The following is a 26,984-nucleotide window of genomic DNA, read 5'->3' as shown; positions in this document are numbered from 1 at the left end:
ATGCAAACTCATGGCGCAAACGCCGGGCGGCTGACGACCCATGTGCTGGATACGGCAAGCGGCAAGCCAGCCGCGAACCTGCGCATCGAACTTTACCGCCTCGATGGCGAGTGGCGGGAGCGTCTCGTTTCTGCCCGCACGAACGACGATGGTCGTTGCGAAGAGCCGCTACTCAGCGGGGAGTCGATGAAGTGCGGTGTCTATGAGCTGCGCTTCCACGCCGGCGAATATCTGAGTGCCGAGGACGCCAACCCGTTCCTAGACGTCATCCCGATACGCTTTGGTATCGCCGATAACGACGCGCATTACCACGTACCGCTGCTGCTCTCGCCCTACAGCTATTCCACCTATCGCGGGAGCTGACCGGCCATGACGATCGAAATCCGCAACACCATTCGCTTCCTCTTGAACGACCGGCTGGTCGAGCTTGCCGATGTCTCGCCCGTCCAGACCCTGCTCGATTTCCTGCGCATCGACCGCAATCTGCGCGGCACCAAGGAAGGCTGTGCGGAAGGGGACTGCGGTGCCTGTACGGTGCTTGTCGGGCGCCTTTACGACGGCGGGCTGAAATACGAATCCGTCAACGCCTGCATCCGTTTCGTCGCCTCCCTCGATCGCTGTCATGTCGTCACGGTCGAGGCGCTCGCCCAACCCGACGGACCGCTGCACCCGGTGCAGCAGGCGATGGTCGACACGCACGCCTCGCAATGCGGCTTCTGCACGCCGGGTTTCGTCATGTCGCTTTACGGCCTCTGGATGGAAGACTCCAAGCCGAGCGTTCAGGAAATCGAGAAAGCGCTGCAGGGCAATCTCTGTCGCTGCACCGGCTACGCCGCAATCATCCGCGCCGCTGAGGCGATTTCGTCGATCGGCGAGGTCGGCAAGGACCCGCTGGTGTCCGAACGCGAGAAGATCGTGCGCCAGCTCGCTGACCTCAGGGACAGCCACCGCGTCGAGCTCGGCAGCGAGGACGAACGCGTGGTGCTGCCGGCTTCGCTGGATGACTTCGCCGCAGTCCTCGAAGCCAATCCGAAGGCGACGATCGTCGCAGGCTCCACCGATGTCGGGCTCTGGGTGACGAAGTTCATGCGCGATATCGCGCCGGTCGTTCACCTTTCCCACCTGGAGGAGCTACGCCGGATTTCCGTCGACGATGGCGGCATCACGCTCGCCGCCGGCGTCAGTTACACGGAAGCCTATCCGGTGATCATCCGGCATTTCCCGCAAATGCGCGAACTTTGGGACCGGATCGGCGGCGCGCAGGTGCGCAATATGGGGACCATCGGCGGCAATATCGCCAACGGCTCGCCAATCGGCGATACGCCCCCGGCGCTGATTGCGCTTGGAGCGTCGGTGACGTTGCGCAAGGGCGGGGAACGACGGACGCTGCCGCTCGAGTCCTTCTTCATCGCCTATGGAAGGCAGGATCGCCAGCCCGGCGAATTCGTCGAGTCCGTCCGGATTCCATTCTTGGGCAAGGCCGACCGTTTCGCCGTCTACAAGGTTTCGAAGCGGCTCGACGAGGATATTTCCTCCGTCTGCGGTGCTTTCCGTGTGAGGCTCGACGGCGAAGGCCGGGTCGCGGACACGACGATCGCCTTCGGCGGCATGGCCGGCACGCCGAAGCGCGCATCGAATGTCGAGGCCGTGCTCAAGGGGGCGGTCTGGAACGAAACGGCGGTCAGCGCTGCCGTCATCGTCTTCGAGCAGGATTTCACGCCTTTGAGCGACTGGCGCGCCTCGGCGGACTACCGGATGCTTGTCGCCAAGAACCTCCTGCGGCGGTTCCACTTGGAAACGCAGGACACAAGAAATGTCCGTATCGACCGCGCTGTCGCGGTGGCTGTCTAGAGGGGTGGACCGATGAATGTGATGCAGCCCATCAACCGCATCCGCGGCGGTGTCCACGAAAAGGAACGGCACGAGTCCGGCCACAAGCATGTGTCCGGCACGGCCGAATATATCGACGACATTCCGGAACCGGCCGGCACGCTGCACGGCTATCTGGGGCTTTCCCAGCGCGCCCATGCGGAGATCCTGTCAATCGATTTCGAGGCGGTGAGCGCAAGCCCGGGGGTCGTCGGTATTCTGGCGGCCGATGACATTCCGGGCGACAACGACATCAGCCCGGCCCACAAGCACGACGATCCTGTCTTTGCGACCGGCAAGGTCGAGTTCCATGGCCAGCCGATCTTTGCGGTGATCGCCACGTCGCGCGACGCCGCCCGGCGCGCTGCCGTGAAGGTCAAGATCGAATACCGCGATCTGCCGCATGTGACCGATGTCGTCGAGGCGGCGGCCGCCAACTATCCGATGGTGGTCGATCCCCTGAAGCTCGAGCGCGGCGATATCGATGCCGGTTTCGCCAGGGCGAGCAACCTCGTCCAGGGCGAAATGCGGATCGGCGGCCAGGATCATTTCTATCTCGAGGGCCATATCTCCTTCGCCATCCCCGGCGAGGACGACGAGGTGACCGTGATTTCCTCCACCCAGCATCCGAGCGAGACGCAGCACATGGTCGCCCAGGTGCTCGCCGTACCGTCGAGCGCGATCACCGTGAACGTCCGCCGCATGGGTGGTGCCTTCGGCGGCAAGGAGACGCAGGCGAATCTATTCGCGGCGGTTGCGGCACTCGCCGCGAGGAGATACCGCCGCGCTGTCAAGGTGCGTCCCGACCGCGACGACGACATGACGGCGACCGGCAAGCGCCACGACTTCCATGTCGACTACAAGATCGGCTTTGACGACGACGGCCGCATTGAGGCGGTGGACGCCGTCTTCGCCGCCCGCTGCGGATTTTCTGCCGATCTCTCCGGTCCGGTGACCGACCGTGCGCTCTTCCACGCTGACAATTGCTATTTCTACCCGAACGTGCGGCTGCGCTCGCGTCCGCTCAAGACGAATACCGTCTCGAATACCGCCTTCCGCGGCTTCGGCGGGCCGCAGGGGATGGTTGGCGGCGAACGGATGATCGAGGACATTGCCTATACTCTCGGCAAGGATCCGCTCGAGATCCGCAAATTGAATCTTTACGGCGGCGAGGGACGCAATCTGACCCCCTATCACCAGACGGTGAAAGACAACATCATCGGCCGGATCATCGAAGAACTCGAAGCGTCGGCGGACTATGCCGCCCGGCGGCAGGCGGTGCTTGCCTTCAACCGAGAGAACCATGTCATCAAGCGCGGCATCGCGCTCACGCCCGTCAAGTTCGGCATCTCCTTCACCAAGACCGAATACAACCAGGCCGGCGCCCTCGTCCATGTCTATACGGATGGCTCGATCCACCTGAACCACGGCGGCACCGAGATGGGGCAGGGGCTCTACACCAAGGTTGCCCAGGTCGTCGCGGACGAGTTCCAGGTCGATCTCGACCGGATCAAGGTGACGGCCACTTCGACCGGCAAGGTGCCGAACACATCGGCGACGGCCGCGTCCTCGGGCTCCGACCTGAACGGCATGGCGGCCGCCAATGCGGCGCAGCAGATCAAGGCGCGGCTGGTGCGCTTCGCGGCGGAACGCTACGGCGTCGACGAAGCGGACGTTGCCTTCGAACCGAACATGGTGCGGATCGGCAGCGAGCGCATTGCCTTTGCCGACTTCATCAAATCTGCCTATGGAGCGCGCGTCCAGCTTTCGGCCGCCGGCTTCTACAAGACACCGAAGATCCATTGGGACCGTTCCGAGGGAAGGGGGCGTCCGTTCTACTACTATGCCTACGGCGCCTCATGCTCCGAGGTCAGCGTCGATACCCTGACCGGCGAATACCAGGTCGAGCGCACCGACATCCTCCATGACGTCGGCAAGTCGCTCAATCCTGCCCTCGACCTCGGCCAGGTGGAGGGCGCCTTCGTGCAGGGCATGGGGTGGCTGACGACGGAGGAATTGTGGTGGGACGCGAAGGGGCGCCTGCGCACCCATGCGCCTTCCACCTACAAAATCCCGCTCGCCTCCGACCGTCCGCGCGTCTTCAACGTCCGCCTGGCGGAGTGGTCGGTCAATCGCGAGGAGACAATCCGCCGTTCGAAGGCGGTCGGGGAACCGCCCTTCATGCTGGGCATTTCTGTCCTTGAGGCGATATCCATGGCAGCGGCAAGCGTTGCGGAGTATCGTATTCCGCCGCGCATTGATGCCCCGGCAACACCGGAACGGGTGCTGATGGCGATCGAGCGGCTGCGCAGCGTGGCGTCGTATGACAAAGCGGATGGATGACGGGCATGACGAGCAGAGAGGACATTCGGCATTTCCTGAGCGGCGATGCGGCCTGCATCCTCGTCGAGGTGTCGGGAGCGGCCGGTTCGACGCCGCGCGATACGGATGCCTGGATGCTCGTCTCCAAGGATCGCACCTTCGCCACGATCGGCGGCGGTCAGCTGGAATACATGGCGATCGATCATGCCCGGCAACTGCTCAAAGGAGCAGCCACCGATGACCGGCTGACGATCCCGCTCGGACCGGAGATCGGCCAGTGCTGCGGCGGGCGGGTCGCGCTTGCGTTCAAGGCTGTTGATCCAGAAACCCGAGCCGCATTGATCGCGCGCCGCGACACCGAAATCGCGCACCGTCCGCATGTCTATGTCTTCGGGGCCGGCCATGTCGGCGGTGCGCTCGCCATGGCGCTGTCGCTCGCGCCGGTCAGGACGGTGCTTGTCGACACCCGCGAGCCGGAGCTTTCGGCTGTCGACGTGCCCGGTATCGAAACCTGCCTCACGGCGATGCCCGAGGCGGTCGTGCGCGACGCCCCGCCTGGAAGCGCCTTCGTCATTCTCACGCACGATCATGCTTTGGATTTCCTGATCGCCGCGGAAGCGCTTGGCCGCGAGGATTCCTGCTATGTCGGCATGATCGGTTCAAAGACGAAGCGCGCCACCTTCAAGAATTGGCTGTCGCGCGACATCGAACGGCCGGAGCTTTTTGGAAGGCTCGTCTGCCCCATCGGCGGCACTGCGGTGAAAGACAAGCGGCCTGCGGTCATCGCGGCCCTGGCCGCCGCCGAGATTCTTACGGCGGCGCTCACGCAGCAGCCAAGGGGCGCGGCGGCCAACGAGCGGAAATCGGTAAAGCCAAAAGCCGATTCGCCACTACCCGGTGGTGAATATCCGATCCTTGTGGCCAAAACACCTTTTTCGACCTGAGCGGACGGTCGCCACCGGCTCAGCAGTTGCCAATTATGGATGGAGGCAAAGGGCCCATATTTGGCGTTTGATGATGGTATAATGGATTACTCTCGCTTGCTTAGGCCGTGCGGACGAATTTGATCAAGCATCGGCCTGCGAAACGACGACGGGCTGGCGCGGATTGTCCATTCAAACCTTACCATATGGCGAGGCATTACGGAGAGCCGCCGTCGAGAAGCGAGAAGGCACTGGCCGGCGTGGATGGCCATCGGGGTGAACCCATGGAGCGACGTGACAAGGAACAGGAGAATCTTTCCCGGCTCGAACGGGCCGCGCAGCAGACCGCTGATCCAAGGACTATGCAGCAGAAGGCGAAAAAGCCCGAGGAAAAGTTTCGCTTCCGCCTTCGCAAGCAAGACGTCTGGTGGACAGTTGGCTTCGCTGCCGCTGCCTTGCTGCTTTTTGGCATCCAAGTCCTGATCAATTGGCGCTTAGAATGGCTTGACGCGCCTTTGCGCGTTCGCGTGCTGAATTATGTCAAGGGCGGCCTTCTCATTTTCACTATGCTGACCGTGGCGAATGTCGTCGAAATCTTTCTCATTGGCCGAATTCCCAATCGTGTTTCGCGTTTCAACCTGAAACGCATTTTTCGATTGGTCGTTGTCGTCGCAATCATCTTCGTGGTCATTTCAGTGTTATTTGTGAACTGGTACGCTGCGGTTGTTTCGCTCGGCCTCGTTTCATTGATTCTCGGCTTTGCGTTGCAAATGCCGATCTCCAGTTTCATCGCGTGGATTTATATTCTCGCCAGGGCGCCTTATCGCGTTGGTGACCGCATTCGCATCGGCGATGCCCATGGCGATGTTGTTGATGTCAGCTATCTCGACACGACGTTATGGGAATTCGGCGGCGAACATCTTTGGACCGATCATCCGAGCGGACGGATCATCAAGTTTCCGAACTCCACCGTGTTCGACACACCGGTCTTCAACTATTCCTGGCCGCTGTTTCCCTATGTCTGGAACGAAATCAAGTTCCAGCTCGCCTATGAAAGCGATCTGGAATTCGTAGCGGTAACCATGAGAGAGGTCGTGGAAGAGCAGATCGGCGACATCATGAGCCAGAAGGTGAAGGTCTATAAGGACATCCTATCGAAAACGCCGGTCGACGAGCTCGAAGTGAAGGAGCATCCCGTGGTTCATTTTCGCGTCAGTGAGAACACCTGGCTTGAGGCCATCGTGCGGTACCTCGTGCCACCGAAGGAAGCGGGGCGCACCAAAACACGCTTGATCAAGGAAATGCTGGCGCGGATGAATGCAAAACCCGATCGCGTGCTGTTTCCGAAGAGCAATTTGAGGTGAATTTCCTTACGCCACGCCGTGCGATATCCAAGGACTCTCGTTTCGACCGACCCACTCTACGTTACAGTCTCCTGCACCCGCGGCGCCACGGGCTCCGCCAGCATCTTGCCGATCAGCCGCTGGCAGCGCTCGGCCATGAAGTCGATGATCAGGCGCACCTTGGGATCCTGGAAACGCTTGTGCGGATAGATTGCCGCGAGCTGCGCGTCGAGCGGTGGCGTGTCGCCGAGGATCGGCACGAGTGTACCCTCGTTGATATATTGCTTCACCTCGAAAAGCGGCTTGTTGATGATGCCCCGGCCGTCGAGCGCCCATTCGGTCAGCACGTCGCCGTCGTCGGAATCATAGGGACCGCCCACGTCAAACTTGCGCACGCCCTCCGGTGTCTGCAGCGTCCAGTAATATTCCTTCGAGCCGGGATAGCGCAGCAGCAGACAGTCGTGGCGCTCGGTAATGAGCTCGTCCGGCGTATTGGGAAGGCCGCGTTTTTCGAAATAGGTCGGCGAGCCGCAGATCACCCGATCGCAGTTCATGATGCCGCGCATGCGCAAGTTCGAATCCTCGAGGATACCAAGCCGGAAGGCGACATCGACGCCTTCGCTCAGGATATCGACATTGCGGTCGGAAAGACGGAGACGGACCTCGATGTCCGGATACCGGTCGTGGAACTCGGGCACGCCAGACGCAATCAACCTCCGACCCATGCCAAGCGGCGCGGTAATCCGCACCGCGCCCTTAGGATTGTGCGACAGATCGGCGATGGCGCTTTCCGCCTCGTTGACCGCCTCGAGGATCTTGACGGCACCGTCATAAAAGACCCGGCCATGCTCCGTTGGCGTCAGTTTGCGGGTGGTGCGGTTGAACAGGCGCACCCCCATATGCCGCTCCAACTCCTTGATTCTGTTGCTGGCAACAGCCGGCGTGACGCGCTGATCGCGGCCCGCGGCCGACAGCGTTCCAAGTTCCACGACGCGCACGAAGACGCGCACATTATCGAGATAGGACATGCTCCCGCCTCTGCTCCTCAGGGCCCAGATTACCGCCCCGACCCGTCGTCTATTTTATAGTTTTTTTTGAAAGACTTGGTGATCTCGCGGCATTTCTCGCCCCGTCAAGCAATGACACATAATGCAGCCCAGAGAAATGGGAGGCCTGAATGTACGAATATGCCATTGCCTGGGATTGGCTGACATTTGCGGTGCGGTGGCTGCATGTCATCACCGGCATTGCCTGGATCGGCTCATCCTTCTATTTCGTCGCGCTCGATCTGGGCTTGCGGCAGCGCCCGGACCTGCCGGCCGGCGCCTACGGCGAAGAGTGGCAGGTCCACGGCGGCGGCTTTTATCACATCCAGAAATATCTGGTCGCGCCGGAAAACATGCCGGAGCACCTGATCTGGTTCAAATGGGAATCCTACGTTACCTGGCTTTCCGGCTTCGGCATGCTGGCGCTCGTCTATTATGCCGGCGCCGATCTCTATCTGATCGACCCGAGCGTGCTCGACGTGTCGAAACCGACTGCGATCGCCATTTCGCTGGCATCGCTTGGCTTCGGCTGGCTTGCCTATGACACGATCTGTCGTTCGCCGCTCGGAAACGACAACACCCGCTTGATGGTGCTGCTCTATTTCATTCTCGTCGCCGTCGCCTGGGGCTACACCCAGCTCTTCACCGGCCGGGCCGCCTACCTGCATCTCGGCGCCTTCACCGCGACGATCATGTCGGCGAACGTGTTCTTCATCATCATTCCGAACCAGAAGAAGGTGGTCGCCGATCTGATCGTCGGCCGCACACCGGATCCGGCGCTCGGCAAGCAGGCGAAGCAGCGCTCGACGCACAACAACTACCTGACGCTGCCCGTGCTGTTCCTGATGCTGTCGAACCACTACCCGCTCGCCTTCGGCACCGAGTACAACTGGATCATCGCCTCGCTCGTTTTCCTGATGGGCGTCACGATCCGCCACTGGTTCAACACCCAGCATGCCCGCAAGGGCAGGCCGACTTGGACCTGGCTGGTCACGGTGCTCCTCTTCATCGTCATCATGTGGCTTTCGACGGTGCCCAAGGTTCTTTCCGAGGGCGGAGAGGCGAGGGCGGCCACCGCCGAACAGGCCGTCGTCGCGGCGGCCGATTTCTCGAAAGTGCGCGACACGGTGCTTGGCCGCTGCTCCATGTGCCACGCGCGCGAGCCCGGCTGGGAGGGCATCATCGTGCCGCCGAAGGGCGTCATCCTGGAAAGCGACGGCGACATCGTCGAGCATGCGCGTGAAATCTATCTGCAGGCGGGGCGCACGCACGCCATGCCGCCCGCCAATGTCACTGGCATCACCGAAGAGGAACGGCAATCGCTGGCCTCCTGGTACGAGACGGCCATGAAAGAAGGAACGATTCAATGAGTGATCTGCTGATCCGCGGGCGCGTACTCACCTTCGTCAGGGAGCCCGAGGGTATCGATGATACCGGCGCCTATCGCTATTACGAAGACGGCGCCGTTCTCGTCGTCAACGGCAAGATCGCCGGTGTCGGTTCCTATAGCGACATCGCGAAACAGGCCGGCGAGCGCGTGCAGATCGCCGACCATCGCCCCAACCTCGTCCTGCCGGGGTTTATCGACACGCACCTGCATTTCCCGCAGACGCAGGCGATAGCCTCCTATGGCGCGCAGCTCCTGGAATGGCTGAACACCTATGTCTTCGTCGAAGAGCAGAAGTTTAAAGAGCCCCAACACGCCGCATTCATCGCCGGCCGCTTCATGGACGAGCTTCTCTCCAACGGCACGACCACGGCCGTTGCCTATTGCTCCGTGCATCCTGAAAGCGTCGACGCCTTCTTCACGGCCGCCGAAGAGCGAAACATGCTGATGATCGGCGGCAAGGTGATGATGGACCGCAACGCCCCCGATGCGCTGCGCGACACGCCCATGCAGGGTTATGAGGAAACGAAGCAGCTGATCGGCAAGTGGCACGGCCGGGGCCGGGCGCATTACGCGATCAGCCCGCGCTTCGCCATCACCTCGACGCCCGAGCAGATGGAGATGTGCCGTGCGCTCGTTGCCGAACATCCGGACTGCTACGTGCAGACGCATCTTTCCGAGAACAAGGACGAGATCGCCTTTGCCACGTCGCTCTACCCGGAAGCGAAAGACTATACCGACATCTATGCGCGCTACGGTCTTCTTGGCCGCAGGACATTGCTCGGTCATTGCATCCATATGAGCGACCGGGAGATCTCGGTGCTCGCCGAGACCGGTGCGGTCGGCGTATTTTGCCCGACCTCCAACCTGTTCCTCGGCAGCGGTCTGTTCGATCGCGACCGTTTCGACAAGCTCGGTGCCCGCCACTCGGTCGCGACCGATGTCGGCGCCGGAACGAGCTTCTCGATGCTGGAAACGATGGACGAGGCCTATAAGGTGCTGCACCTTCAGGGCCAACGGCTCTCGCCGCTCCGTTCCTTCTACATGATGACGCTCGGCAATGCCCGCGGCCTCGACCTCGAGCACCGCATCGGTTCGCTGCATGTCGGCGCGGACGCGGATATCGTCATCCTCGACAGCCGGGCCAAACCGGCGATGCAGCTCAGGATGCAGGTGGCCTCCTCACTCGCCGAAGAGCTCTTCGTCCTGCAGACGATGGGCGACGATCGCTGTGTTGCCGAAGTCTACGTTGCGGGACTACCGATGAAACACAGGCGAAGTGAGCCGGCACAGGGCCTCGCCGCAAGGGCCGCGGAACTGGCATAGGCGGTGGAGACCGGCAGCTCCGGTCTCCATTGGGGAGTGAAGAAAAGGCGATAGACAGTTGAAGTCATGCCGAATTCCCGCGCCTGGAACGACGCGGGAATGCTGTTCTGGATGATACCAAACGCAGCCTTTACTGGCTATTGATCGCGATGCGCTTCGCCTTGGTTTGACCCTGTTCCGTCTTGGAAAGGGTGACGGTCAGCACGCCATTGCGGAACGTCGCGTTCACCTTGCTTTCGTCGATGTCATATCCAAGCGGGATGCGCCGCTCGAAGCGACCATAGAAACGTTCGGAGAACTGGTTCTCCTGATCTTCGGTCTCGGATCGCTTTTCACCGCGAAGCGTCAGCACGCCCTCAGACAGGAAAATCTCTACGTCCTTTTCCTCGAGGCCCGGCAGTTCCGCCGTCAGCTTGATTTCCTTGTCCCGGTCAGAGACTTCGACGCTCGGCCAACCGGCGCCGAATCCGGAATACCCGTGGGCCAGCGGCAGTCGGCTGTCGAAACCACGGAAGGCGTCGTCGAACAGGCGGTTCATTTCCCGGTGAAGCGCCAGGAACGGGTTGCGATCGCCCTCACGATAGGATGCGGGAAGTTGTCCCTGCCCGCGGCTCCAGGGGATGAGATCACGTACATTCATGTGTCAACTCCTTCTTGCCGACGGAGCAGGACGGGGAGAGCGTGGGTTCAGCCCGCATCCTGCCCCCGATGAGCCGAAGTGCCGGTAGGCCGGTGCTTCGGTGCGTTTTGTGCCCGCGGTTCGCTAAGCAGCGTGTTTGCCGCCCTCGATGTGTTTTTGGGTATCGCTGGCAGGCAGCGCGTCGGCCTGCTGGATGTCGATACGACGCGGCTTCATCTGCTCGGGAATTTCGCGGACGAGATCGATGGTCAAGAGACCATTCGCAAGATTCGCGCCCGTGACCATCACATAATCGGCGAGCTGGAAGCGGCGTTCGAAATTGCGGGCGGCAATGCCGCGGTAGAGAAATTCCGCATTGTCCTCACCCGCCTTCTCACCGCTCACGGTAAGCAGCTGCTGCTCATGCGTGATGCTGATTTCGTCCGGAGTGAAGCCGGCGACCGACATCGCTATGCGGTATTGGTTCTCACCGACACGCATGATGTCGTACGGGGGCCAGTTATCGGCCGGCGCCATGCGACTAGCCGAGTCGAGCAAGTCGAACAGGTGGTCGAAGCCCACGCTGGAGCGCGACAAGGGCGCGAAATCGAAGGTTGTTCTCATAGCCATATCCTCCTTGAGCAACATGGACGATGAGGAGCGCCGAAGAGTTTCGGAGCTCCTCGACTGTGGGCCCCTGAAAGGCGGCTCACACAGTCGATTTAGTTACTGAAAACGCGGATTCAAGAGGCATTTCACGGCCTTTTGACCGCTTCCGCGGCATTCCCGACAGCGCCTAGACGGACCTGGAGCCGCGGTCTGTCGGGGTTCTTGAATCTTCGTTCTCCACACCAAATATCTCTGGACGTGTGATCCATTGATGGCATGTGAAAGGAGGAAGAAATGCTTCTCAATGAGATTCCTTGGGCGATCCCTCTCACAGTGCGTCTTTCGAATGGTCTGGAGCGGACCTTCACCTCCGTTTACGAGGCTGTAGACTTCCTCGAGAACGAGTGGCCGCTGCGCAAAGGAGAGCGCTACGAGCGTGCGCTGCGCACCTGCCGGCGGGCGCTCAACAGGATGACGCCGGCGGCGGTGGCTCGGGAAGCCTTTATTGGCGCTTGCCTGGAGGCGGGCATGCCGCTGGTCATGGTGACGTCACGGCAGCAACCGCAAGGCGGCGAAGCAAAGACGGCATTGTCCGCCTGATGCGAGGCCGCGGGTACTGCATCGCCCCTATGGGCTCACCGCGCTTTGGACGCAGACGCTACTCGACAAAGACGCGCACGGTAGAAGCACGTCCGAGCGCGTCGATAACCGTTAGCGTCGAATAGCCGCCGCCGTCGGGCAGCCATTGGCTGACGCGGCGGCGCGTGACGTCCGGCAGCGGTTGACCGTTGGCCAGCCAGCGGAACGGTGCCCGCCCGCCTTGCAATTTGAGCGTCAAGGGCATCATCGTCGGGCCAGCGGTGGCCCCAAGATCGACGCGCGCTCCCTCCGGCGGGAAGACGATCTGCGGTGCGGCTTCACGGATCGAAGTGAATGGCAGGCCGTTTGCCGTCATGGCGAAGCGTCTTTGACCGATCGGCAGATCGGCCTGGGCGAGGCGGATGGCGCCGGCCGGTGCGTCCGGCAGCGGGGTAATGGCGACGCCGGCCTTGGCAAAGCCTTCGAACAGGATCGGAGCCGCCGCTTCATAGCCGGTCAGCCCGGGTACAGCGCCATTGTCCGGCCGCCCGACCCAGACGCCGAGCACGTATCGACCGTCAAAGCCGACCGACCAGGCATCGCGGTAGCCATAGCTGGTGCCGGTCTTGTAGGCGATGCCGCGCTGCCGGCTTCCGGCCGGCGGCAGCACGGCTGAGAGAATGTCGGCGACCTGCCAGGTGGCCACCGTCGAAAGCAGTGGTTCGCCGTCGATCAGCCCCGGCTCGCCCTCGATGCCATTGCCAAGCCGAACCGGCCAGCCGCGATTGGCCAGCCCCGCGTAAAGCTGGACGAGGTCGCGAAGCGTGATGCCGACGCCGCCAAGGCCGATCGCAAGCCCCGGCGCCTCGTTCGGCGGCAGCTTCGGGCGCACCTCGGCGCGGCGGAAGCGTACCATCAACCGGGCTGGGCCGACCGCATCGAGCAGCCGGATCGCCGGCACGTTGAGAGACAGCTGCAGGGCCTGGCGAACGCTGACATCGCCCTGGTAGCTCATGTCGAAGTTGCGCGGGCGATAGCCGAAGAAATCCGCTGGCCGGTCTTCAATGATCGTCTCCTGGCTGACGAGACCTTCCTCGAAGGCAAGGCCGTAAATGAACGGCTTCAGCGTCGATCCCGGCGAGCGGGTGATTCGCGTCATATCGATCCAGCCGGATCGGCTGGCGTCGAAATAGTCGGCCGAACCGACTTCGCCGACGACCTCGCCGGTTCTGACATCGGCCATGAGCATCGCGACTGAGACCTTCGGCCCCAACCGCTGAGCGCCCTCCCGCGCGACCGCTTCGAGACTACGCTGGATGTCGCGGCGAAGCGTCGTGTGATGCTCAAGAGCCGTCGGTTCCTTGCGGAGGGCAATTTCCGCCAGATGCGCCGCATAGGCCGGCAGTTGCAGGCGACGGCTTGGTATGGAGGCCATTGCGGCGCGTTCGGCTTCGCCTTCGCCGATAACACTCGCAACCGCCATTCGCGTCAGCACCCGTTGTCGGGCGGCCTCGGCCGCCGCCAGATTGCGGTCCGGGCGACGCCTTTCGGGCAATTGGGGGAGGGCAACGAGAAGCGCTGCTTCCGCGACGGAGAGGCGGAGCGGTTCCTTCCCGAACCAGGCGAGACTCGCGGCCCGCACGCCCTCCAGATTGCCGCCATAGGGTGCGTGGGTGAGATAAAGCTCGAGAATCGCCTCCTTGCTGAGGCGTCGCTCGATCTGGAACGCGCGGGCGACTTGCAACAGTTTCGTCGCCAGCGACCGCCGTTCCCGCGGTTCGATCAGCCTTGCCACCTGCATCGAAAGGGTCGAGGCGCCGGAAACGATGCGGCCATTGGTGATGAACTGCAGCGCCGCACGCCCGAGCGCCAGCGGATCGACGCCGTGGTGCGCGCGAAAGCGCTGGTCCTCATAGGCAATCAGCATCTCGACAAATCGCCGGTCGACGTCGCCGACCGTCGCCTTCAATCGCCAGACGCCGTCCGGGGTGGCGAAGGCACGTAGCAGGTGGCCATCCTTGTCGAAAACTTCTCGTGAAAAAATTTTGGCTTGCGAGAGCGGCGGCGGGAAAGTCTGGTCAGCCCATGCAAGGCAGAGGGCGGCGAGCACGGTCGCGACGACACTAATTGACAGGAGGACGAGAATTGCGCGAAGGCGGGGGTGTCTGGAACGAACGGAGTTGGCCGCCCCGAACTTACCCGCCTCTGCCCTGCCGGGCATCTCCCCCAGGGCAGAGGGGGGTACAACAGGCGCCATGCTCCTGCGGCTCAATCCTACCCGCTCAAGCAACTGCCCTGGCAAAACAACGAAAAGCTTCCTGCGGATCGACATCGCGCGTACTACTGGGCCGCCAGCACCTCCATGCGCCCGGTCGCCGTGCGGGCCGAGAACTGCGGCCGGTACATGTCCTCGACGCTTGCGGCCGGATGATTATAGGTGCCGGGCGTCACCGCACGCACCACATAGGCGAGGGTGATCTCCCGATTGTCGCCGGTCGATCGATCGAAGGCCGCGACGAAGCGGTCGCTCCGAAACTCGGTGTGAGCGGCCTGGACCTCGCCGATCCACTCGAAATTCGACAGCTGGGCGCTGTCGACGAGGCTCGGATTGTCGATCTCGAAGCCGGCCGGCAGGAGGTCGGAGATCAGCACGCGGGACGGCCAGTCGTTGGACTCGGTCACCTTGAGCACGACGACGTAGCGTTCGTTCTGCCGCGCCTGGCTGACATTCGCCTCGCTGCCGTCGAGCGTATAGTAGGTCCGCTCGATGGCAAAGCCGTCGCCGCCGGCCGAGAGCGGCTGGGCGGGCGCCGCCACGGTGGTCACCACAGCGGAAACCGCATCGGCACCGTTGTTGCGAATGACGACCGGATGCTCGATCAGCGCATCACCGGTGATCCGTGCAGCGTAGCTGCCGGTGCGCTGGGCGCCGTTGACCTCCAGCCGCATGTCCACGTCGCCGCCCTGGACGGCACGCGCCGCGAGCAGCATCCAGACCTGTTCCTGGGTGCTGGTATACTTGGCCTGCTCCCATTCCCTTGCGACGACCCTGGAAAGCTCCGGGATGATCGGCGGCACCGGCCGGCTTTCGGCGGCAAGGGCCAGCACCGCCGCGTCGTCGCGCAGCGACGAGCCATAGTCGGAGCGGGCGAGGCTGACATTGACGAGCCCGGTCGACATGTTGACGGCCGCCGCGAAGAGGTCCTGCGACCGTCCGGCATCGCCGTAGAGCGCAAGCGCAGCGGCGATATGCGCCTTGGCGAGCGGCGTCGGGAAATCCCCGAGCAGCGTGTCCGCATAATAGCGCAGGTCGCTGATCGCGGCCTTGCGGTTGCGGGCGAGCACATAGAGCGCATAGGCGATCTGGTTGCCTTGATCCTTGACGTTCACCTCGTAGCTCAGCGCGTTCTGCAGGTTTTCGAGCGCCTGAACCATCGCCTGTTCCGGCACGTCGAATTTCTGCTCCCGCGCGCGGGTCAGGAAGTCGGTGACATAGGCGTCGAGCCAGAGATCGCCGGAGCCGGGGCTCCACAGGCCGAAGCTTCCCGAAGAGGACTGATAGGAGAGCACACGATAGATTGCCTCCTGCACCCGCTTCGCAACCTCGCCATCCTCGGCAAGCCCGGATTGCTTGGAGAGTTCGCTGAGATAGAGCAGCGGCAAGGCGCGGCTCGTCGTCTGCTCGGCGCAGCCATAGGGATAGCGGTCAAGCGTCATCAGCAGTGCCGGTATGTCGAAGGCGGCCGAGCGCGTCACGTTGACGCTGACCGAGGCACCCTGCAGAAGGCTGTCGGCGAGCAGTTGATTGTCGACTGTCAGGCTGCTGCCGGCGGCGATGTTGACGACCTGGCGCTGGGTGATCGGCAATGCGGCCGGACGGACCGGGACATGCAGCGCCTGTTCGAGCGAAAGGCCGGCAGCGTTCGAGAGCGTGACGGTCACCAGGCCGCTACCCGAATACTGCCCGGTGAGCGGCAGCTTCACGGCGGATTTTCCGCCGGCTTCGAGTTGCACGGTCTGGGAGGGGCCTGTTTGCTCAACGGTGGCCGGACCATTCGTGGTTACCTGCAACTGATAGTCGCCGGCTGGCGCATCCGTGTTGGCGATGTCGAGCCTGAGTTCGGCCCGGTCTCCGGGCGCCAGGAATTTCGGCAGGCTGGCGGTGACGACGATCGGGTCGTGGATGACGACGTCCTTCACCGCATGGCCGACGCCGGCCTTCGTCCATGCCACGGCCATGACGCGCGCCGTGCCGTTGAACTGCGGAATATCGAAACGGACATTCGCCGTGCCCTCGGCGTCGAGCTTCACCGGCCCGGAGAAGAAGGCAACCAGTTCTTCCGTCGGCGGGCTGCCCTGCAACGGCATCTGCCCGCTGTCGCCGCCGGTACGCAGCCGTCCGGTCGCACCGAGCGAGCCGTCGATGAGACGGCCGTAGAGATCGCGGATTTCGAGGCCGAGCCGTCTTTGGCCGAAATACCAGCCGTCCGGGTCGGGGGCTTCATAGCGCGTCAGGTTCAGAATGCCGACATCGACGGCGGCCACCGTGACGTAAGCGTCCTCGTTGGCGCCCGCACCACGTACCTGGAGGTTAACCTCGAGAGGCTGGCGCGGCTGCGTCTTATCGGGCGCATCCAGACTGACCGCAAGCTTGCGATCGGCCGGATCGACGGCAAGCCACTTGAGGCCGATCGCCCGCATGGGCATGCGGCTTTCCTGGGCGTCGCCGGGCCGATAAAGCGTCGCCGTCACATAGGCGCCGGCTCCCCAATCGGCGGTGACCGGCAGTTCCACTTCGCCGCCCGTCTCGGCGATCGTCGCCGTCTTTGTGGCGATCAGGTTCTCCGTGCCCACGGTCACGAGCAGTTCGCCGGCGAAACGTGGCGACACCTTGAGTTTCGCCGTCTCGCCGACCGTGTAATTCTCCTTGTCGAGTGCGATCTCAAGTCCGTCCGGCGTTTCAGTCGAGGTGGCTTCGACATACCAGCCGGCATCGAACTCGACGCTGGAGGTCGGGCCATCGGCCGCAGCGGTCTCGATCTCCAAGCGATAGCGACCCCAGCCGACCGGCACAGCGATTGCGGCGCCGTCCTCAGTCACATCGACCGTGCCGTTCGCCACCTGTTTCGTGGAGATGACCGGCTCGTATTTCCAGGCGCTTCCGTCGCGATACCATTGATAGTTCCGCTCGACGCTGATCAGCTTCCAGAAGAGGCCGGGCATCGCCACCTTCGAGCCATTGGCATCAACGGCGATAACGTGGAACTTGCCGACCGAATTCTCCGCAAGATCGCCGGAAAACTCAGGCTTGATGCCGATCATCGGACCAAGCGGCTTCACCGGCAGCGTCAAGGCGCGCTCGACGGCCCGCCCGCCAGATTCGCGCATGCGCACCGTAACCGTGGCGTTGAGCAATTGCGTCGTTGCCGGCACCTCGCCGAGGTCAACGGCAAACACGGATTTCCCGTCCTGGTCTAGCGGCTCGAGGCCTTCGAGCGGCACGCGGGTGTCCTCGCTTGCCTCCTCATCGGCGAGGCCAAAGAGATAGCCCTTGATGGCTTCGTTCTCGCGGGTCGGCTTGACCGCCACCTCGCCTTCGAGCGTCAGGCCGGCGGCCGGCGCGCCATAGAGGAAGCGGCCGTCGACGGCAACGTCAACCGGGGTGCCGACCTCCAGCTCTTTCGCTTCGCTGGTCAGGTCGAACTCGGTGCGATCCGGCACGAAGTCATCGACGAGAAACTGCTTCTCCCCGATCGCCGAGCCCTTCGGATCGGTGAAGATCTGCATCGTCCACGTGCCGCGCATGGCATTTTGGGGAACGGGCAGATCGAGCGTGTGGCCACCGAGCTTGCCGCCATTGCTGACAAGTCGTCGATCCTCGACGCCGTCTGGGCGCAGGAACACGAAGGTGAGCGGCAGGTTCTCGATCGCCTGGCCGTTTACGTCGCGGGCAAGGGCTGCGGCATGCACGGTCTCGCCGGCGCGGTAGATGCCGCGCTCGGTCCAGGCATAGATGTCGATCGCGCCGGGCGCCGCGCGGCCGGTGACGCCGCGGTCGGAGAGATCGAAGCCGGCGCGCGTCATGTCGAGGAAGACGTAGTCGTCCTCGCCGCGCCGCGCCGTGACGACGGCCGGTGTCATGCTCGCCGTGCCGCGGATCAGACCGGCAGCGAAGGTCGCACGGCCTTCCGCGTCGGTCGTGGCGGCACCGAGGACCTCATTGTTCTTCGCCACCAGCTGCAGTTCAACATCGGCGAGCGGCTTGGCGCTAGCCAGCGAACGCGCAAAGACGGCGAGCCCATCCGTCCCGGCATAGGTCGAAATGCCGATATCGGAGACGACGAACCATTGCGTGGCGCGCGCATCCCACTCCTGGCTGAGGGCGGTGGCGGAAGCGGCCGTCAGCACATAGACACCGGGTTTGCGCTTCGGCAGCGCCTCGTCGACCGGGAAGCTCGTCACCACTTCCTTGTTGAGCTCGGTCTTGATGTCGATGCTGCCTTGCCAGACGAGCTCGCCGCTCTCGTCTTCGATACGCTGTGCGCTATAGCCGTCGACCTGGGTGAGGAATTGCGAGCTCGTAAGCAACGATGAGATGCTGCGATCGCCGATGCGATAGAGCTTGAGGTTGGCGCTTTCCGTATTGACCGAGACGATCGGGATACCGCGCCGCGCCGTCGACGGCAGCACGAAGCTGTCACCGGTGAAGCGCACCATCGGCGCGCGATCCTTGACATAGATATCGAGGCTGACCGGGGTTTCGATGAGTTCGTCGACGGAGGAGGGCAGTCCCTGCCTCAGCACCAGCTTGTAGCGCTTGCCGTGCGCCAGCCCTTCGACGCAGATCTCGCTGCCCTTGGCTTCGACGGCCTTCGGAGCGACACCGTCGAGCGTCACGAAGGAGGCGTAATCGGGGCCGTTTTTCAGGAGCTGTTCGGAGAATTGAACGCAGGCGCGCGGGGCTGCACCATCCGCATCGATCGTGTGGCCGGTGACGCGGAAACCCTGCCGTGCCTTGAGGTCAAAATAGGCCGTCTCGACAGTCTTTGCCTGTACGAGCTCGAGGCTTGTCTTGTAGGCCTGGAGCGCCGCTCGATAGTTCTGCAAATTATCGAGCGCCTGGGCGAGGACGGCGAGCGCATCGGCACGGCTCTGCGTGGTCCTCGTCAGCTGATAGCCGTTAAGCGCGGCAAGGGCCGCTTCGCTCGCGAGATCCGTGCCGCCGCTGAACCGATTGGCCGATCTTGCCGTCTCCAGCCACAGGTCACCGTCCTCCGGGGTGATTGCCAGCGCGCCGCGGAACGCCTTGAGCGCCGCCACGAAGTTGCCAGCCGCCAGCTCACGACGTGCTGTTTCGATCAATCCGTTGACGCCAAAGCCCATTTGATCGTCGGCCAAGGCGAGACCGGCCCTGACGTCGCGGGCCTGCTGCAGGAGATCGTCCGAGACGAAGGACAGGCGGGGAGGTGCGCCGAGATCCGGTTCGCCGGTGACGGTCTCGACGACCTTGCCGGCGATCGCGCCCTTGAACGTGTTCAGCTGGTTGAAATCGGACTTGAGGAAGCACCACTTCACCTTTGGATTGTAGGTGAAGGCCTTGCAGACGCGGTCCGCGATGCAACTCGCCTGGCATTCGTCGAGCGAGACGTCCTGCTCGGTGCGCAGGTCAAAGCCGAAATAATCGGCATCGCTGGTGATCTCGATCTTGCGTTCGGCTTCTGCCGCTGCAGCCGGTGTGCCAAGGGAAAGAAGCGTGAAGAGAAGGGTGGTAAGGCCGAGAAACGCGCGCATCGACAAAGTCCTCCCAACGCTGCCCGCTTCGATGGAGCACCACTCTTTCAACCTTCGCAGAGCGTTGTCAACTGAGCATTGAGCAGAAGGGTGGGCCGCCAGCTGCACTCGGTTCTGCAACCGGAGGGAATCGTCGCCAGAGGCTCAGGCTGACGTTGTAGCGAACGCGTTCATCGGGCCCGTATAGGCTTTCGGAAGTGGCGCGGCATAGGACCCGTGCTTGCTGGTTCTCAACCCTTGCGCGACCAGTGCTTCGGCCTGCTTCACCGCCGCCGAGACGCCGTCGATCACCGGCACGTCATATTCACGTTGCAGCGACTTAGCGAGATCGGCCATGCCGGCGCAGCCGAGTACGATCGCCTCGGCGCCGTCTTCGTCGAGCGCCCGTTCGATCTGGCGTTTGAGCTTGTGGAGGGCGCCGGACGCCTTGTCTTCGAGTTCGAGGACTGGAATATCGGCGGCACGGACTTTTGCCCGGTCGCCCATGCCGCAGCGGCGCACCAGGTTTTCGATGAGGACGCGGGAGCGCTCGAGCGTGGTGACGACGGTGAAGCGCTGAGCGACGAGGGCGGCGGTCATCACCGCGGATTCGCAAATGCCCACAACGGGGATGCCGGCGAGCGCTCGGGCCGCTTCCAGGCCCGTATCGTCGAAGCAGGCGATGATCGCGGCATCCGCTCCCGCCGCTTCTCCCTCGCGGATTTCCATGAGCAGACCGGGCACGGCGATCGCCCCCTCATAGTACCCCTCGATCGAGGCCGGTCCGGACTTCGACGTGGCAGCGATGATTTCGGTCCCGTGCCCGGCGACCGCCGTTGCGGCGGCCGCTGCCTTCTCGGTCATCGAGGCGGTGGTGTTCGGATTGACGATCAGAATGCGCATGTTGTCAGCTTATCTTTGAGTGGTGGCGCCGGAGCACGAGGATAAAGGCGAGCGCCACGAGGATGATGGTGAAGGAGAAGAGCGTCGTCACGGTGCCGAGTGCATAGAGCACCGGCGTCGTGACGTTGGTGGTCATGCCGTAGATTTCCAGCGGCAGCGTGTTGTAGGTGCCGGAGGTCATCAGCGTGCGGGCGAACTCGTCATAGGAGAGTGTGAAACCGAACAGTCCGACACCGATCAGGCTCGGCGCAATCATCGGCAGGACGACATGGCGGAAGGTCTGCCAGGAGGTGGCGCCGAGATCGCGTGCGGCCTCCTCATAGGCGGGCGAGAAGCGGTTGAAGACCGCGAACATGATGAGTACGCCGAAGGGCAGCGTCCAAGTGAGGTGCGCGCCGAAACCGGAGGAATACCAGGCGGGCTTCAGCCCGAACTGCTGGAAGACGACGCCAATGCCGAGCGAGATGATGATCGAGGGCACCACGAGGCTTGCGACGGTGATGTAGAAAAGTGCCGTCGAGCCGCGGAAACGATGCCGGAAGGCAAGGCCTGCCAGAAGCGCGACGACGACGTTCACCACCATCACCATCAGCCCGAGCGTGAAGGAGCGGCGGAACGAGGCGCCGAAATCGCCAACCGCCTGCTTCTCGAAGAGATTGTAGAACCAGTGCAGCGAAACGCCGTTCAGCGGGAAGGTGAGGCCGCCGTCCGGCCCCTGGAAGGAAAGGATCAGGACGGCCGACAACGGCCCGTAAAGAAACAGCACGAACAGCGCGAAGAAGGCTGCGAGCACATAGAATTCCTTGCCGCGACTTTCTTGGTTCATGTCAGAGCTCCTTACGGATATCGACGACCCGGAGGATAGCCGCGACCATCAGCAGGACCACGATGAGCAGTACGACCGCGTTGGCGGCCGCGGCCGGGTACTGCAGCAGCGACATCTGGTTCTTCATCATCAGCGCGACGGAGGCGCTCTGCCCGCCGGACATCACTTGAACTGTCGAGAAATCGGCCATCACCAGCGTCACGACGAAGATCGAGCCGATCGCCATCCCCGGCTTTGCGAGCGGCAGGACGACATTCCAGAGCACCTGCCAGCCGGTCGCGCCGCAGTCACGCGCCGCCTCGATCAGCGCGCGATCGATGCGCATCAGCGTGTTGAAGATCGGCGTCACCATGAACAGCGTGTTGAGATGCACCAAAGCGAGCACGACGGCGAAATCGGAATAGAGCAGCCACTCGATCGGGTGCGGGATGATGCCGAACTCGATCAGGGTGGAGTTGACGAGGCCGTTGCGGCCGAGCACCGGAATCCAGGAAATCATCCGGATGATGTTCGAAGTGAGGAACGGCACGGTGCAGATAAGGAAGAGCACCATCTGCATCGTTGTCGTGCGGATGTGGAAGGCGAGGAAATAGGCGACCCAGAAGCCAATGAAGAGCGTCAGCGCCCAGGTGACGGCGGTGAATTTCAGCGTGTTGAGATAGGTCTTCCAAGTAACCCAGGAGCCGAGCGTGTCGGCATAGTTCATCGTCAGGAAGTCGGGGTAGAGGCCGGCGAAATCATAGTCCCAGAAGCTGACGACGATGATGGTGAGGATCGGCAGGATGAAGAAGAAGCCGAGGATCAGGACGAGGGGCGTGGCCTGGAGGTAGGATATGGCGGCAAGCGGCAAAGGAAGGCTGCGGCTTCGCCTTCGTCCGCTCGTCTCATTTGGTTCTGTGGAAGCGATCGTTGCCATCTGCCATCCTTCCGGACAATGCGGAAATCTACGGAGGAGGAGCCCAAAAAGCCCCTCCCCAACCCTCCCCACAAGAAGCCGCGCCTCTCCGGACTCTCTCCCCCTTGTGGGGAGGGTTGGGGAGGGGAATGCGGCCTAGGCCGCGATGAACTCGTTCCAGCGGCGGACCATGTAGCGGTCCTCGTCCATGACCGAGTTCCAGCAGGCAACCTTGCCCATGCGCTCCTCGAACGAGCCGCCGTCGCGGACCGCACCTGCCTTTTCCATCACCTTGCCTTCGGGTGAGAGGATATCGCCCTTCGCCGCCTTGCCTTCGACCCAGAAGCCCCATTCGTCCTCGGACATGTGAGCCTTGGCGGTCTCCATGGCGGCGGAGTAGTAGCCCTGGCGGTTGAGATAGGCGCCGACCCAGCCCGAGAGATACCAGTTGATATATTCGTAAGCCGCGTCGAGCTGCGCCCCTTGGAGGTGCGCGGCAAGGCCGAGACCGCCGCCCCAGGCGCGATAGCCTTCCTTCAGCGGCTGGTACTTGCAGGCGATGCCCTTCGAGCGCACGGCGGCGACGGCCGGCGACCACATGGACTGGATGACGACCTCGCCGGAGGCCATGAGGTTGACGCTCTCGTCGAAGGACTTCCAGAAGGCGCGGAACTGGCCGTCCTGCTTGGCCTTGATGAGGAAATTGATCGTCTGGTCGATCTCGTCCGTCGTCATGTTGCCCTTGTCGGCATATTTGATGTTGCCCAGGGCTTCCATGATCATCGCCGCATCCATGATGCCGATCGACGGAATGTTGAGGATCGCCGTCTTGCCCTTGAAGGCCGGGTCCATGATGTCGGCCCAGGTGGTGATCTCGCGGCCGACGAGGTCGGGGCGAATGCCGAGCGTGTCGGCATTGTAGATCGTCGGGATGAGCGTCATCCACTTCGTCGGCTCCTTGGCGAAGCTCTTGGAGTCCTGCGCATCGACGAAGCCAACTGTGTGCGGCGCCGTCCCCTGCGCGACCACGCTGTCGGGCTTCAGCTTGCCGTCGACGAAAAGCGGCACGATCTTGTCGTAATACTTGATCTTCGAAACATCCATCGGCTGCATGACGCCGGTCGGGAAGACCTTCTTGGCGATCCAGTATTCGATGTCGGCGATGTCGTAGGAATCCGGCTGGGTGACGGCGCGCTGGGCGGCGGCGTCGGAATCCGTTGCGGTCATCTCCAGCGTGATGCCGAGGTCTTCCTTGCACTTCTCGGCGATCGCATTGATGTTCGAAACGCCGGTGCCGAATTGGCGCAGCGTGATCGGATTCTGTGCCCAGATCGTCGGGAAGCCGGTGATCGCGCCGGAGCCGGCAACGGCGCCCACGGCGGCCGCACCAGTCTTCAAGAGCGTGCGGCGCGAGATGCCTTTTACAGGCGTAGCAGTCTTTGTTTCACTGGTCATGCTGTCGTTCCCCTTTTTGGTGATGCTTGATTGACGGTTCGTGCAGGAGCGGGCGGATGAATACTTCGTCTGGCCCGTTCAGGCTGAGAGGCGGCCGAGGGGGATCACGTCCTCCAGGCCCCAGCTCAGCCACACCGCGTCGCCGGTCGATACGGGCTCCTTGAAGTAGTCGGCGTCGGAGATGTTCACCGTGAAGTCGTCGCTGCCGGCGCCGATGACGGTGATCTTCACCGAGGCGCCGCGATATTCCACATTCGAGACAAGCCCATGGAAGCCAAGCGATCTGTCTGATGGCGGCTTGAGCCGCACTCGGTCGGTGCGGATGCCGATGTCGATCGGCTGCCCGACCTCCTGGACGATGTCGCGGACCGAGAATGTTTGGCCTTCCGGCGCCGTCAGCGTGACGACACCGTCGTCGATCGATGTCACGCGGCCGGAAAGCACGTTATGGTCGCCCATGAAGCGGGCGACGAAGGCGGTCGCCGGTTTTTCGAAGACGGTGCGGGCGCCTGCCGCCTGCTCGATGCGGCCGTTGTTCATGATGACGATCAGGTCGGCGAGCGCCATCGCCTCTTCCTGGCTGTGCGTCACATGGACGAAGGTGATGCCGAGCGTCTTCTGCAGCTTCTTGAGTTCGGCGCGCATGCGGATCTTCAGGAAAGGATCGAGTGCGGAAAGCGGTTCATCGAGCAGCAGCGCTTCCGGGTCGGTGATCAGCGCCCGGGCGAGCGCCACGCGCTGCTGCTGGCCGCCGGAAAGCTGCGCCGGCCGGCGCGTCGCATAGGCTTCCATTTGCATCAATCTCAGCATTTCCAGCGCCTTGGCGCGGCGTTCGGCCCTGTCGACGCCCTTCATCTTCAGGCTGAAGGCAACGTTGTCGACGAGGTCGAGATGGGGAAACAGCGCATAGGACTGGAACATCATCGCTGTGCCGCGCTTTGCCGGCGGAAAGTCGGTGACGACGGCATTGCCGAGGCGGATATCGCCTGAGGAGATGCTTTCGTGGCCGGCGATCATGCGCAGCGTCGAGGTCTTGCCGCAGCCGGAGGGGCCGAGCAGGCAGCAGTAGCTGCCCGCCGGAATCTTCAGGCTGATGGCATGGACAGCGGTCGTCGCGCCATAGACCTTGGAAACGGAAGCGATATCGATCTCTGCTGCTTTGGACATGCCCGCTTTCTCCTTGCAGCTGAGGAGAAGCATCAAGCGTGCCAGTTTGCTAAAGCCCTGAATCCGCGGCTAAGTTCTCGAGCGTCGCCAATCTGGGCAGCCGGCGGCCATGTTGATGCACATTTTGTAGGCGTTTGTGCTCAAAGATTGCCTATTATTGTATACAATATTGAGCTTTGATTGACGGCAAAATGCGGTTAACTTCCGCTGTACCCACTGTAACGGCATCGTTCGGATTCCCTGCATCATGACGTCAGTCAATCTAAGCCCGGCGGGAAGCGCGATGGATACCGGCGCCCAGCAGATCCGCGACGCGATCCGCGATGCGATCGTCGAGCGGCGCCTTGCGCCCGGAACGAAGCTCTCCGAGACCGACGTCGGCAGCCTCTTCAATGTCAGCCGGACGCTGGTTCGCGCCGCCCTTCAGGCCCTTTCTTATGAGGGGCTCGTCAGTGTCGAGAAGAATCGCGGCGCCTTCGTCGCCTTTCCTTCGGTGATCGAGGCTCAGCAGATATTCGCGACCCGCCGTCTGTTGGAGCCGGTCATAATCCGCGAGGCAGCGCCCCATATCGGCAAAACTGAGATCAAGGAGCTCAGAAAGCTGCTTGCGGAAGAGCATCGGTTGACGAAGCAGCGCGGCGCACCCGCCCGCCGCGCCGAGATCAAGGCCTCCGGCGATTTTCACCTGGCGGTCGCCGCCATGAGTGGCAATGCGATTCTCAAGCGTTTCATGGATGAGCTCGTTGCGCGCTCCTCGCTCGTGATCGCGCTTTATGGGCAATCGGTGATCTCGAGCTGCGGCCACAATGAACACCAGCAGATCGTCGATGCACTGGAAAAGAAGGATATCGAAGCTGCCTGCGCGCTGATGCTGCAGCACATCGATCATATCGAGGCGGATATCGACCTTCGGCCAACAAAAAAGGGCGGAGGTTTGCGCGACGCTTTTCATTTGTGAGTGTCGCAACTGCGCTTCCTATCCGCACAGCGCCCTTGCGGTGACGATCACATTTGTGATATTTCTAACACAAATTGTTGGGCTGCAGCTCGTCGCGCCCCTGGTGTGAGCCTGCCCAGGGCCCGGACTCCGGATGGAAATGGCCAATCGCAAGACAACACGGATTGTCGCTTTGACAAATGCGCTTTCGGCGCGGCGCGTTCTGCATCTGAAAGACGCAGCCGCCTTGCTGGGCGTCTCGGAAATGACCGTTCGGCGCGACGTCGCCAACAACCCCGCCCTCTTCGGATATCTCGGCGGGCATATCGTTCCGGCCGCCGATATCGAGGCTGAGGCGCCTTACGATCTCGCGCGTGAGGCCGACAGTCACGCGGCGGCGAAGCGGGAAGCCTGCGTCCATGCCGCCCGGCACATCCGTCCCGACGAGACGATCTTCATCGATTGCGGCACGACACTTGAGTATCTCGTCGATCTCATCCCGGAAAACTATTCAATTACGGCAGTGTGTTACTCTCTGAATGTGGCCGATCGCCTGACCCGCAGGCCCAACGTCCGGATCGTCATGCTCGGCGGCGTCTACCACCCGTCCTCGGCTTCGTTCTCGGGCAACTCCGGCCTCGAGACGCTCAATCATCTCGGCATCAATGTAGCCTTCCTCTCGGCGGCCGGCGTCGACCCTGGCCGTGGCGCGACATGCGTTCATTTTCATGAAGTGCCGGTAAAGCAGAAGGTGATTTCACTCGCGCGCGAGAATTACCTCGTGGTGGACAAGAGCAAGATCGGCAGGCTGAAGCCCGCCTTCTTTGCGCCGCTCACCACATTCCGGGCGGTGATCACGGAAGACGGAGAGGCGGCGCTTTCGGTGCGTGAGGCGCCGACGGGATAAATGTGATAGTCTCGCCGCTTCGACCGTGTCATCGCTTGACACCCATCAGGCTTGATGAAATGATAACAAAAAATAGATAAAAAAATAACAAGTCGCGGCTG

At 62.5% G+C, this 26,984-nt stretch carries 20 protein-coding genes; 10 read left to right on the top strand and 10 right to left on the bottom strand.

What is annotated here, in order from left to right; genetic code table 11:
• The 5 genes from uraH (at window position 1) to CO676_RS11210 (ending at window position 6,478) form a co-directional block, all read left to right on the top strand.
• Window positions 1-363, top strand: a complete 363-nt coding sequence (gene uraH, locus CO676_RS11230) for a hydroxyisourate hydrolase (protein ID WP_097521021.1) — start codon at window positions 1-3, stop codon at window positions 361-363.
• A gap of 6 nt (window positions 364-369) precedes the next feature.
• Complete coding sequence (gene xdhA / locus CO676_RS11225; protein ID WP_097521019.1) at window positions 370-1,851, top strand: xanthine dehydrogenase small subunit; 1,482 nt, start codon at window positions 370-372, stop codon at window positions 1,849-1,851.
• Window positions 1,852-1,863: 12 nt separating this feature from the next.
• Window positions 1,864-4,212 carry a xanthine dehydrogenase molybdopterin binding subunit gene (gene xdhB / locus CO676_RS11220; RefSeq protein WP_097521017.1) on the top strand — a complete coding sequence of 783 codons (2,349 nt, stop codon included), beginning with the start codon at window positions 1,864-1,866 and terminating at the stop codon, window positions 4,210-4,212.
• 5 nt (window positions 4,213-4,217) lie between these two features.
• A complete protein-coding gene (xdhC, locus tag CO676_RS11215; RefSeq protein WP_245424299.1) occupies window positions 4,218-5,135 on the top strand; it encodes a xanthine dehydrogenase accessory protein XdhC in 918 nt (305 codons plus the stop codon).
• 263 nt (window positions 5,136-5,398) lie between these two features.
• Window positions 5,399-6,478 (top strand): mechanosensitive ion channel family protein, encoded by a 1,080-nt coding sequence (locus CO676_RS11210; RefSeq protein ID WP_097521241.1) that lies wholly within the window; start codon window positions 5,399-5,401, stop codon window positions 6,476-6,478.
• A gap of 56 nt (window positions 6,479-6,534) precedes the next feature.
• Here CO676_RS11210 and CO676_RS11205 read toward each other — a convergent pair whose 3' ends face one another.
• Window positions 6,535-7,485 carry a LysR family transcriptional regulator gene (locus CO676_RS11205; RefSeq protein WP_014761760.1) on the bottom strand — a complete coding sequence of 317 codons (951 nt, stop codon included), beginning with the start codon at window positions 7,483-7,485 and terminating at the stop codon, window positions 6,535-6,537.
• Window positions 7,486-7,634: 149 nt separating this feature from the next.
• Between CO676_RS11205 and CO676_RS11200 the strand changes: the two genes are divergently transcribed.
• Both CO676_RS11200 and guaD read left to right on the top strand, forming a co-directional pair.
• On the top strand, window positions 7,635-8,873 hold the full coding sequence (locus tag CO676_RS11200) for a urate hydroxylase PuuD (RefSeq protein ID WP_097521013.1): 1,239 nt from the start codon (window positions 7,635-7,637) through the stop codon (window positions 8,871-8,873).
• Window positions 8,870-10,216 (top strand): guanine deaminase, encoded by a 1,347-nt coding sequence (guaD, locus tag CO676_RS11195; protein ID WP_097521011.1) that lies wholly within the window; start codon window positions 8,870-8,872, stop codon window positions 10,214-10,216. The genes CO676_RS11200 and guaD overlap by 4 nt, the downstream gene beginning before the upstream one ends.
• Window positions 10,217-10,346: 130 nt before the next feature.
• Here guaD and CO676_RS11190 read toward each other — a convergent pair whose 3' ends face one another.
• Window positions 10,347-10,856, bottom strand: coding sequence for an Hsp20/alpha crystallin family protein (locus CO676_RS11190; protein WP_097521009.1), 510 nt, complete (start codon window positions 10,854-10,856; stop codon window positions 10,347-10,349).
• A 123-nt stretch (window positions 10,857-10,979) separates the two neighbouring features.
• Window positions 10,980-11,459 carry an Hsp20 family protein gene (locus CO676_RS11185; RefSeq protein ID WP_097521007.1) on the bottom strand — a complete coding sequence of 160 codons (480 nt, stop codon included), beginning with the start codon at window positions 11,457-11,459 and terminating at the stop codon, window positions 10,980-10,982.
• Window positions 11,460-11,738: 279 nt separating this feature from the next.
• Here CO676_RS11185 and CO676_RS11180 point away from each other — a divergent pair, with 279 nt between their 5' ends.
• The gene (locus CO676_RS11180; protein WP_097521005.1) at window positions 11,739-12,044 is read left to right on the top strand and encodes a DUF982 domain-containing protein; all 306 of its coding nucleotides are present in this window, start codon (window positions 11,739-11,741) and stop codon (window positions 12,042-12,044) included.
• Between the two features lie 58 nt (window positions 12,045-12,102).
• On the opposite strand, the gene pbpC is transcribed toward CO676_RS11180, so the two are convergent.
• The 7 genes from pbpC to CO676_RS11145 form a co-directional block, all read right to left on the bottom strand.
• Window positions 12,103-14,355 (bottom strand): penicillin-binding protein 1C, encoded by a 2,253-nt coding sequence (gene pbpC, locus CO676_RS11175; RefSeq protein WP_097521003.1) that lies wholly within the window; start codon window positions 14,353-14,355, stop codon window positions 12,103-12,105.
• Window positions 14,356-14,363: 8 nt separating this feature from the next.
• Window positions 14,364-19,814 carry an alpha-2-macroglobulin family protein gene (locus CO676_RS11170; protein WP_097521001.1) on the bottom strand — a complete coding sequence of 1,817 codons (5,451 nt, stop codon included), beginning with the start codon at window positions 19,812-19,814 and terminating at the stop codon, window positions 14,364-14,366.
• 144 nt (window positions 19,815-19,958) lie between these two features.
• Complete coding sequence (locus CO676_RS11165; RefSeq protein WP_097520999.1) at window positions 19,959-20,696, bottom strand: aspartate/glutamate racemase family protein; 738 nt, start codon at window positions 20,694-20,696, stop codon at window positions 19,959-19,961.
• Between the two features lie 4 nt (window positions 20,697-20,700).
• Window positions 20,701-21,522 carry an ABC transporter permease gene (locus CO676_RS11160; protein WP_097520997.1) on the bottom strand — a complete coding sequence of 274 codons (822 nt, stop codon included), beginning with the start codon at window positions 21,520-21,522 and terminating at the stop codon, window positions 20,701-20,703.
• 1 nt (window position 21,523) lies between these two features.
• Window positions 21,524-22,438, bottom strand: coding sequence for an ABC transporter permease (locus CO676_RS11155; RefSeq protein ID WP_097520995.1), 915 nt, complete (start codon window positions 22,436-22,438; stop codon window positions 21,524-21,526).
• Window positions 22,439-22,573: 135 nt separating this feature from the next.
• Window positions 22,574-23,872, bottom strand: coding sequence for a PotD/PotF family extracellular solute-binding protein (locus CO676_RS11150; protein ID WP_097520994.1), 1,299 nt, complete (start codon window positions 23,870-23,872; stop codon window positions 22,574-22,576).
• A gap of 78 nt (window positions 23,873-23,950) precedes the next feature.
• Entirely contained in the window at window positions 23,951-25,039 is a 1,089-nt protein-coding gene (locus tag CO676_RS11145; RefSeq protein WP_097520992.1) for an ABC transporter ATP-binding protein, read from the bottom strand.
• 247 nt (window positions 25,040-25,286) lie between these two features.
• Here CO676_RS11145 and CO676_RS11140 point away from each other — a divergent pair, with 247 nt between their 5' ends.
• Together CO676_RS11140 and CO676_RS11135 are read left to right on the top strand one after the other, a co-directional pair.
• Window positions 25,287-25,997 (top strand): GntR family transcriptional regulator, encoded by a 711-nt coding sequence (locus CO676_RS11140; protein WP_097520990.1) that lies wholly within the window; start codon window positions 25,287-25,289, stop codon window positions 25,995-25,997.
• Between the two features lie 139 nt (window positions 25,998-26,136).
• Entirely contained in the window at window positions 26,137-26,883 is a 747-nt protein-coding gene (locus tag CO676_RS11135; RefSeq protein ID WP_179875452.1) for a DeoR family transcriptional regulator, read from the top strand.
• The last annotated feature ends 101 nt before the right edge of the window (window positions 26,884-26,984 follow it).

Source organism: Sinorhizobium sp. BJ1, from assembly GCF_002531555.1.
Taxonomy (GTDB): Bacteria; Pseudomonadota; Alphaproteobacteria; order Rhizobiales; family Rhizobiaceae; genus Sinorhizobium; species Sinorhizobium fredii_B.
This window is presented reverse-complemented; position numbering and strand designations above follow the sequence as displayed.

Coding starts and splice junctions, on each gene's coding strand:
- xdhA (WP_097521019.1), top strand. CDS start 370: ATGACGATCGAAATCCGCAACACCATTCGCTTCCTCTTGAACGACCGG.
- CO676_RS11170 (WP_097521001.1), bottom strand. CDS start 19,814: ATGCGCGCGTTTCTCGGCCTTACCACCCTTCTCTTCACGCTTCTTTCC.
- CO676_RS11205 (WP_014761760.1), bottom strand. CDS start 7,485: ATGTCCTATCTCGATAATGTGCGCGTCTTCGTGCGCGTCGTGGAACTT.
- CO676_RS11200 (WP_097521013.1), top strand. CDS start 7,635: ATGTACGAATATGCCATTGCCTGGGATTGGCTGACATTTGCGGTGCGG.
- CO676_RS11135 (WP_179875452.1), top strand. CDS start 26,137: ATGGCCAATCGCAAGACAACACGGATTGTCGCTTTGACAAATGCGCTT.
- xdhB (WP_097521017.1), top strand. CDS start 1,864: ATGAATGTGATGCAGCCCATCAACCGCATCCGCGGCGGTGTCCACGAA.
- CO676_RS11180 (WP_097521005.1), top strand. CDS start 11,739: ATGCTTCTCAATGAGATTCCTTGGGCGATCCCTCTCACAGTGCGTCTT.
- CO676_RS11140 (WP_097520990.1), top strand. CDS start 25,287: ATGACGTCAGTCAATCTAAGCCCGGCGGGAAGCGCGATGGATACCGGC.
- CO676_RS11190 (WP_097521009.1), bottom strand. CDS start 10,856: ATGAATGTACGTGATCTCATCCCCTGGAGCCGCGGGCAGGGACAACTT.
- CO676_RS11145 (WP_097520992.1), bottom strand. CDS start 25,039: ATGTCCAAAGCAGCAGAGATCGATATCGCTTCCGTTTCCAAGGTCTAT.
- CO676_RS11165 (WP_097520999.1), bottom strand. CDS start 20,696: ATGCGCATTCTGATCGTCAATCCGAACACCACCGCCTCGATGACCGAG.
- CO676_RS11150 (WP_097520994.1), bottom strand. CDS start 23,872: ATGACCAGTGAAACAAAGACTGCTACGCCTGTAAAAGGCATCTCGCGC.
- xdhC (WP_245424299.1), top strand. CDS start 4,218: ATGACGAGCAGAGAGGACATTCGGCATTTCCTGAGCGGCGATGCGGCC.
- CO676_RS11155 (WP_097520995.1), bottom strand. CDS start 22,438: ATGGCAACGATCGCTTCCACAGAACCAAATGAGACGAGCGGACGAAGG.
- guaD (WP_097521011.1), top strand. CDS start 8,870: ATGAGTGATCTGCTGATCCGCGGGCGCGTACTCACCTTCGTCAGGGAG.
- CO676_RS11160 (WP_097520997.1), bottom strand. CDS start 21,522: ATGAACCAAGAAAGTCGCGGCAAGGAATTCTATGTGCTCGCAGCCTTC.
- uraH (WP_097521021.1), top strand. CDS start 1: ATGCAAACTCATGGCGCAAACGCCGGGCGGCTGACGACCCATGTGCTG.
- CO676_RS11210 (WP_097521241.1), top strand. CDS start 5,399: ATGGAGCGACGTGACAAGGAACAGGAGAATCTTTCCCGGCTCGAACGG.
- CO676_RS11185 (WP_097521007.1), bottom strand. CDS start 11,459: ATGAGAACAACCTTCGATTTCGCGCCCTTGTCGCGCTCCAGCGTGGGC.
- pbpC (WP_097521003.1), bottom strand. CDS start 14,355: ATGTCGATCCGCAGGAAGCTTTTCGTTGTTTTGCCAGGGCAGTTGCTT.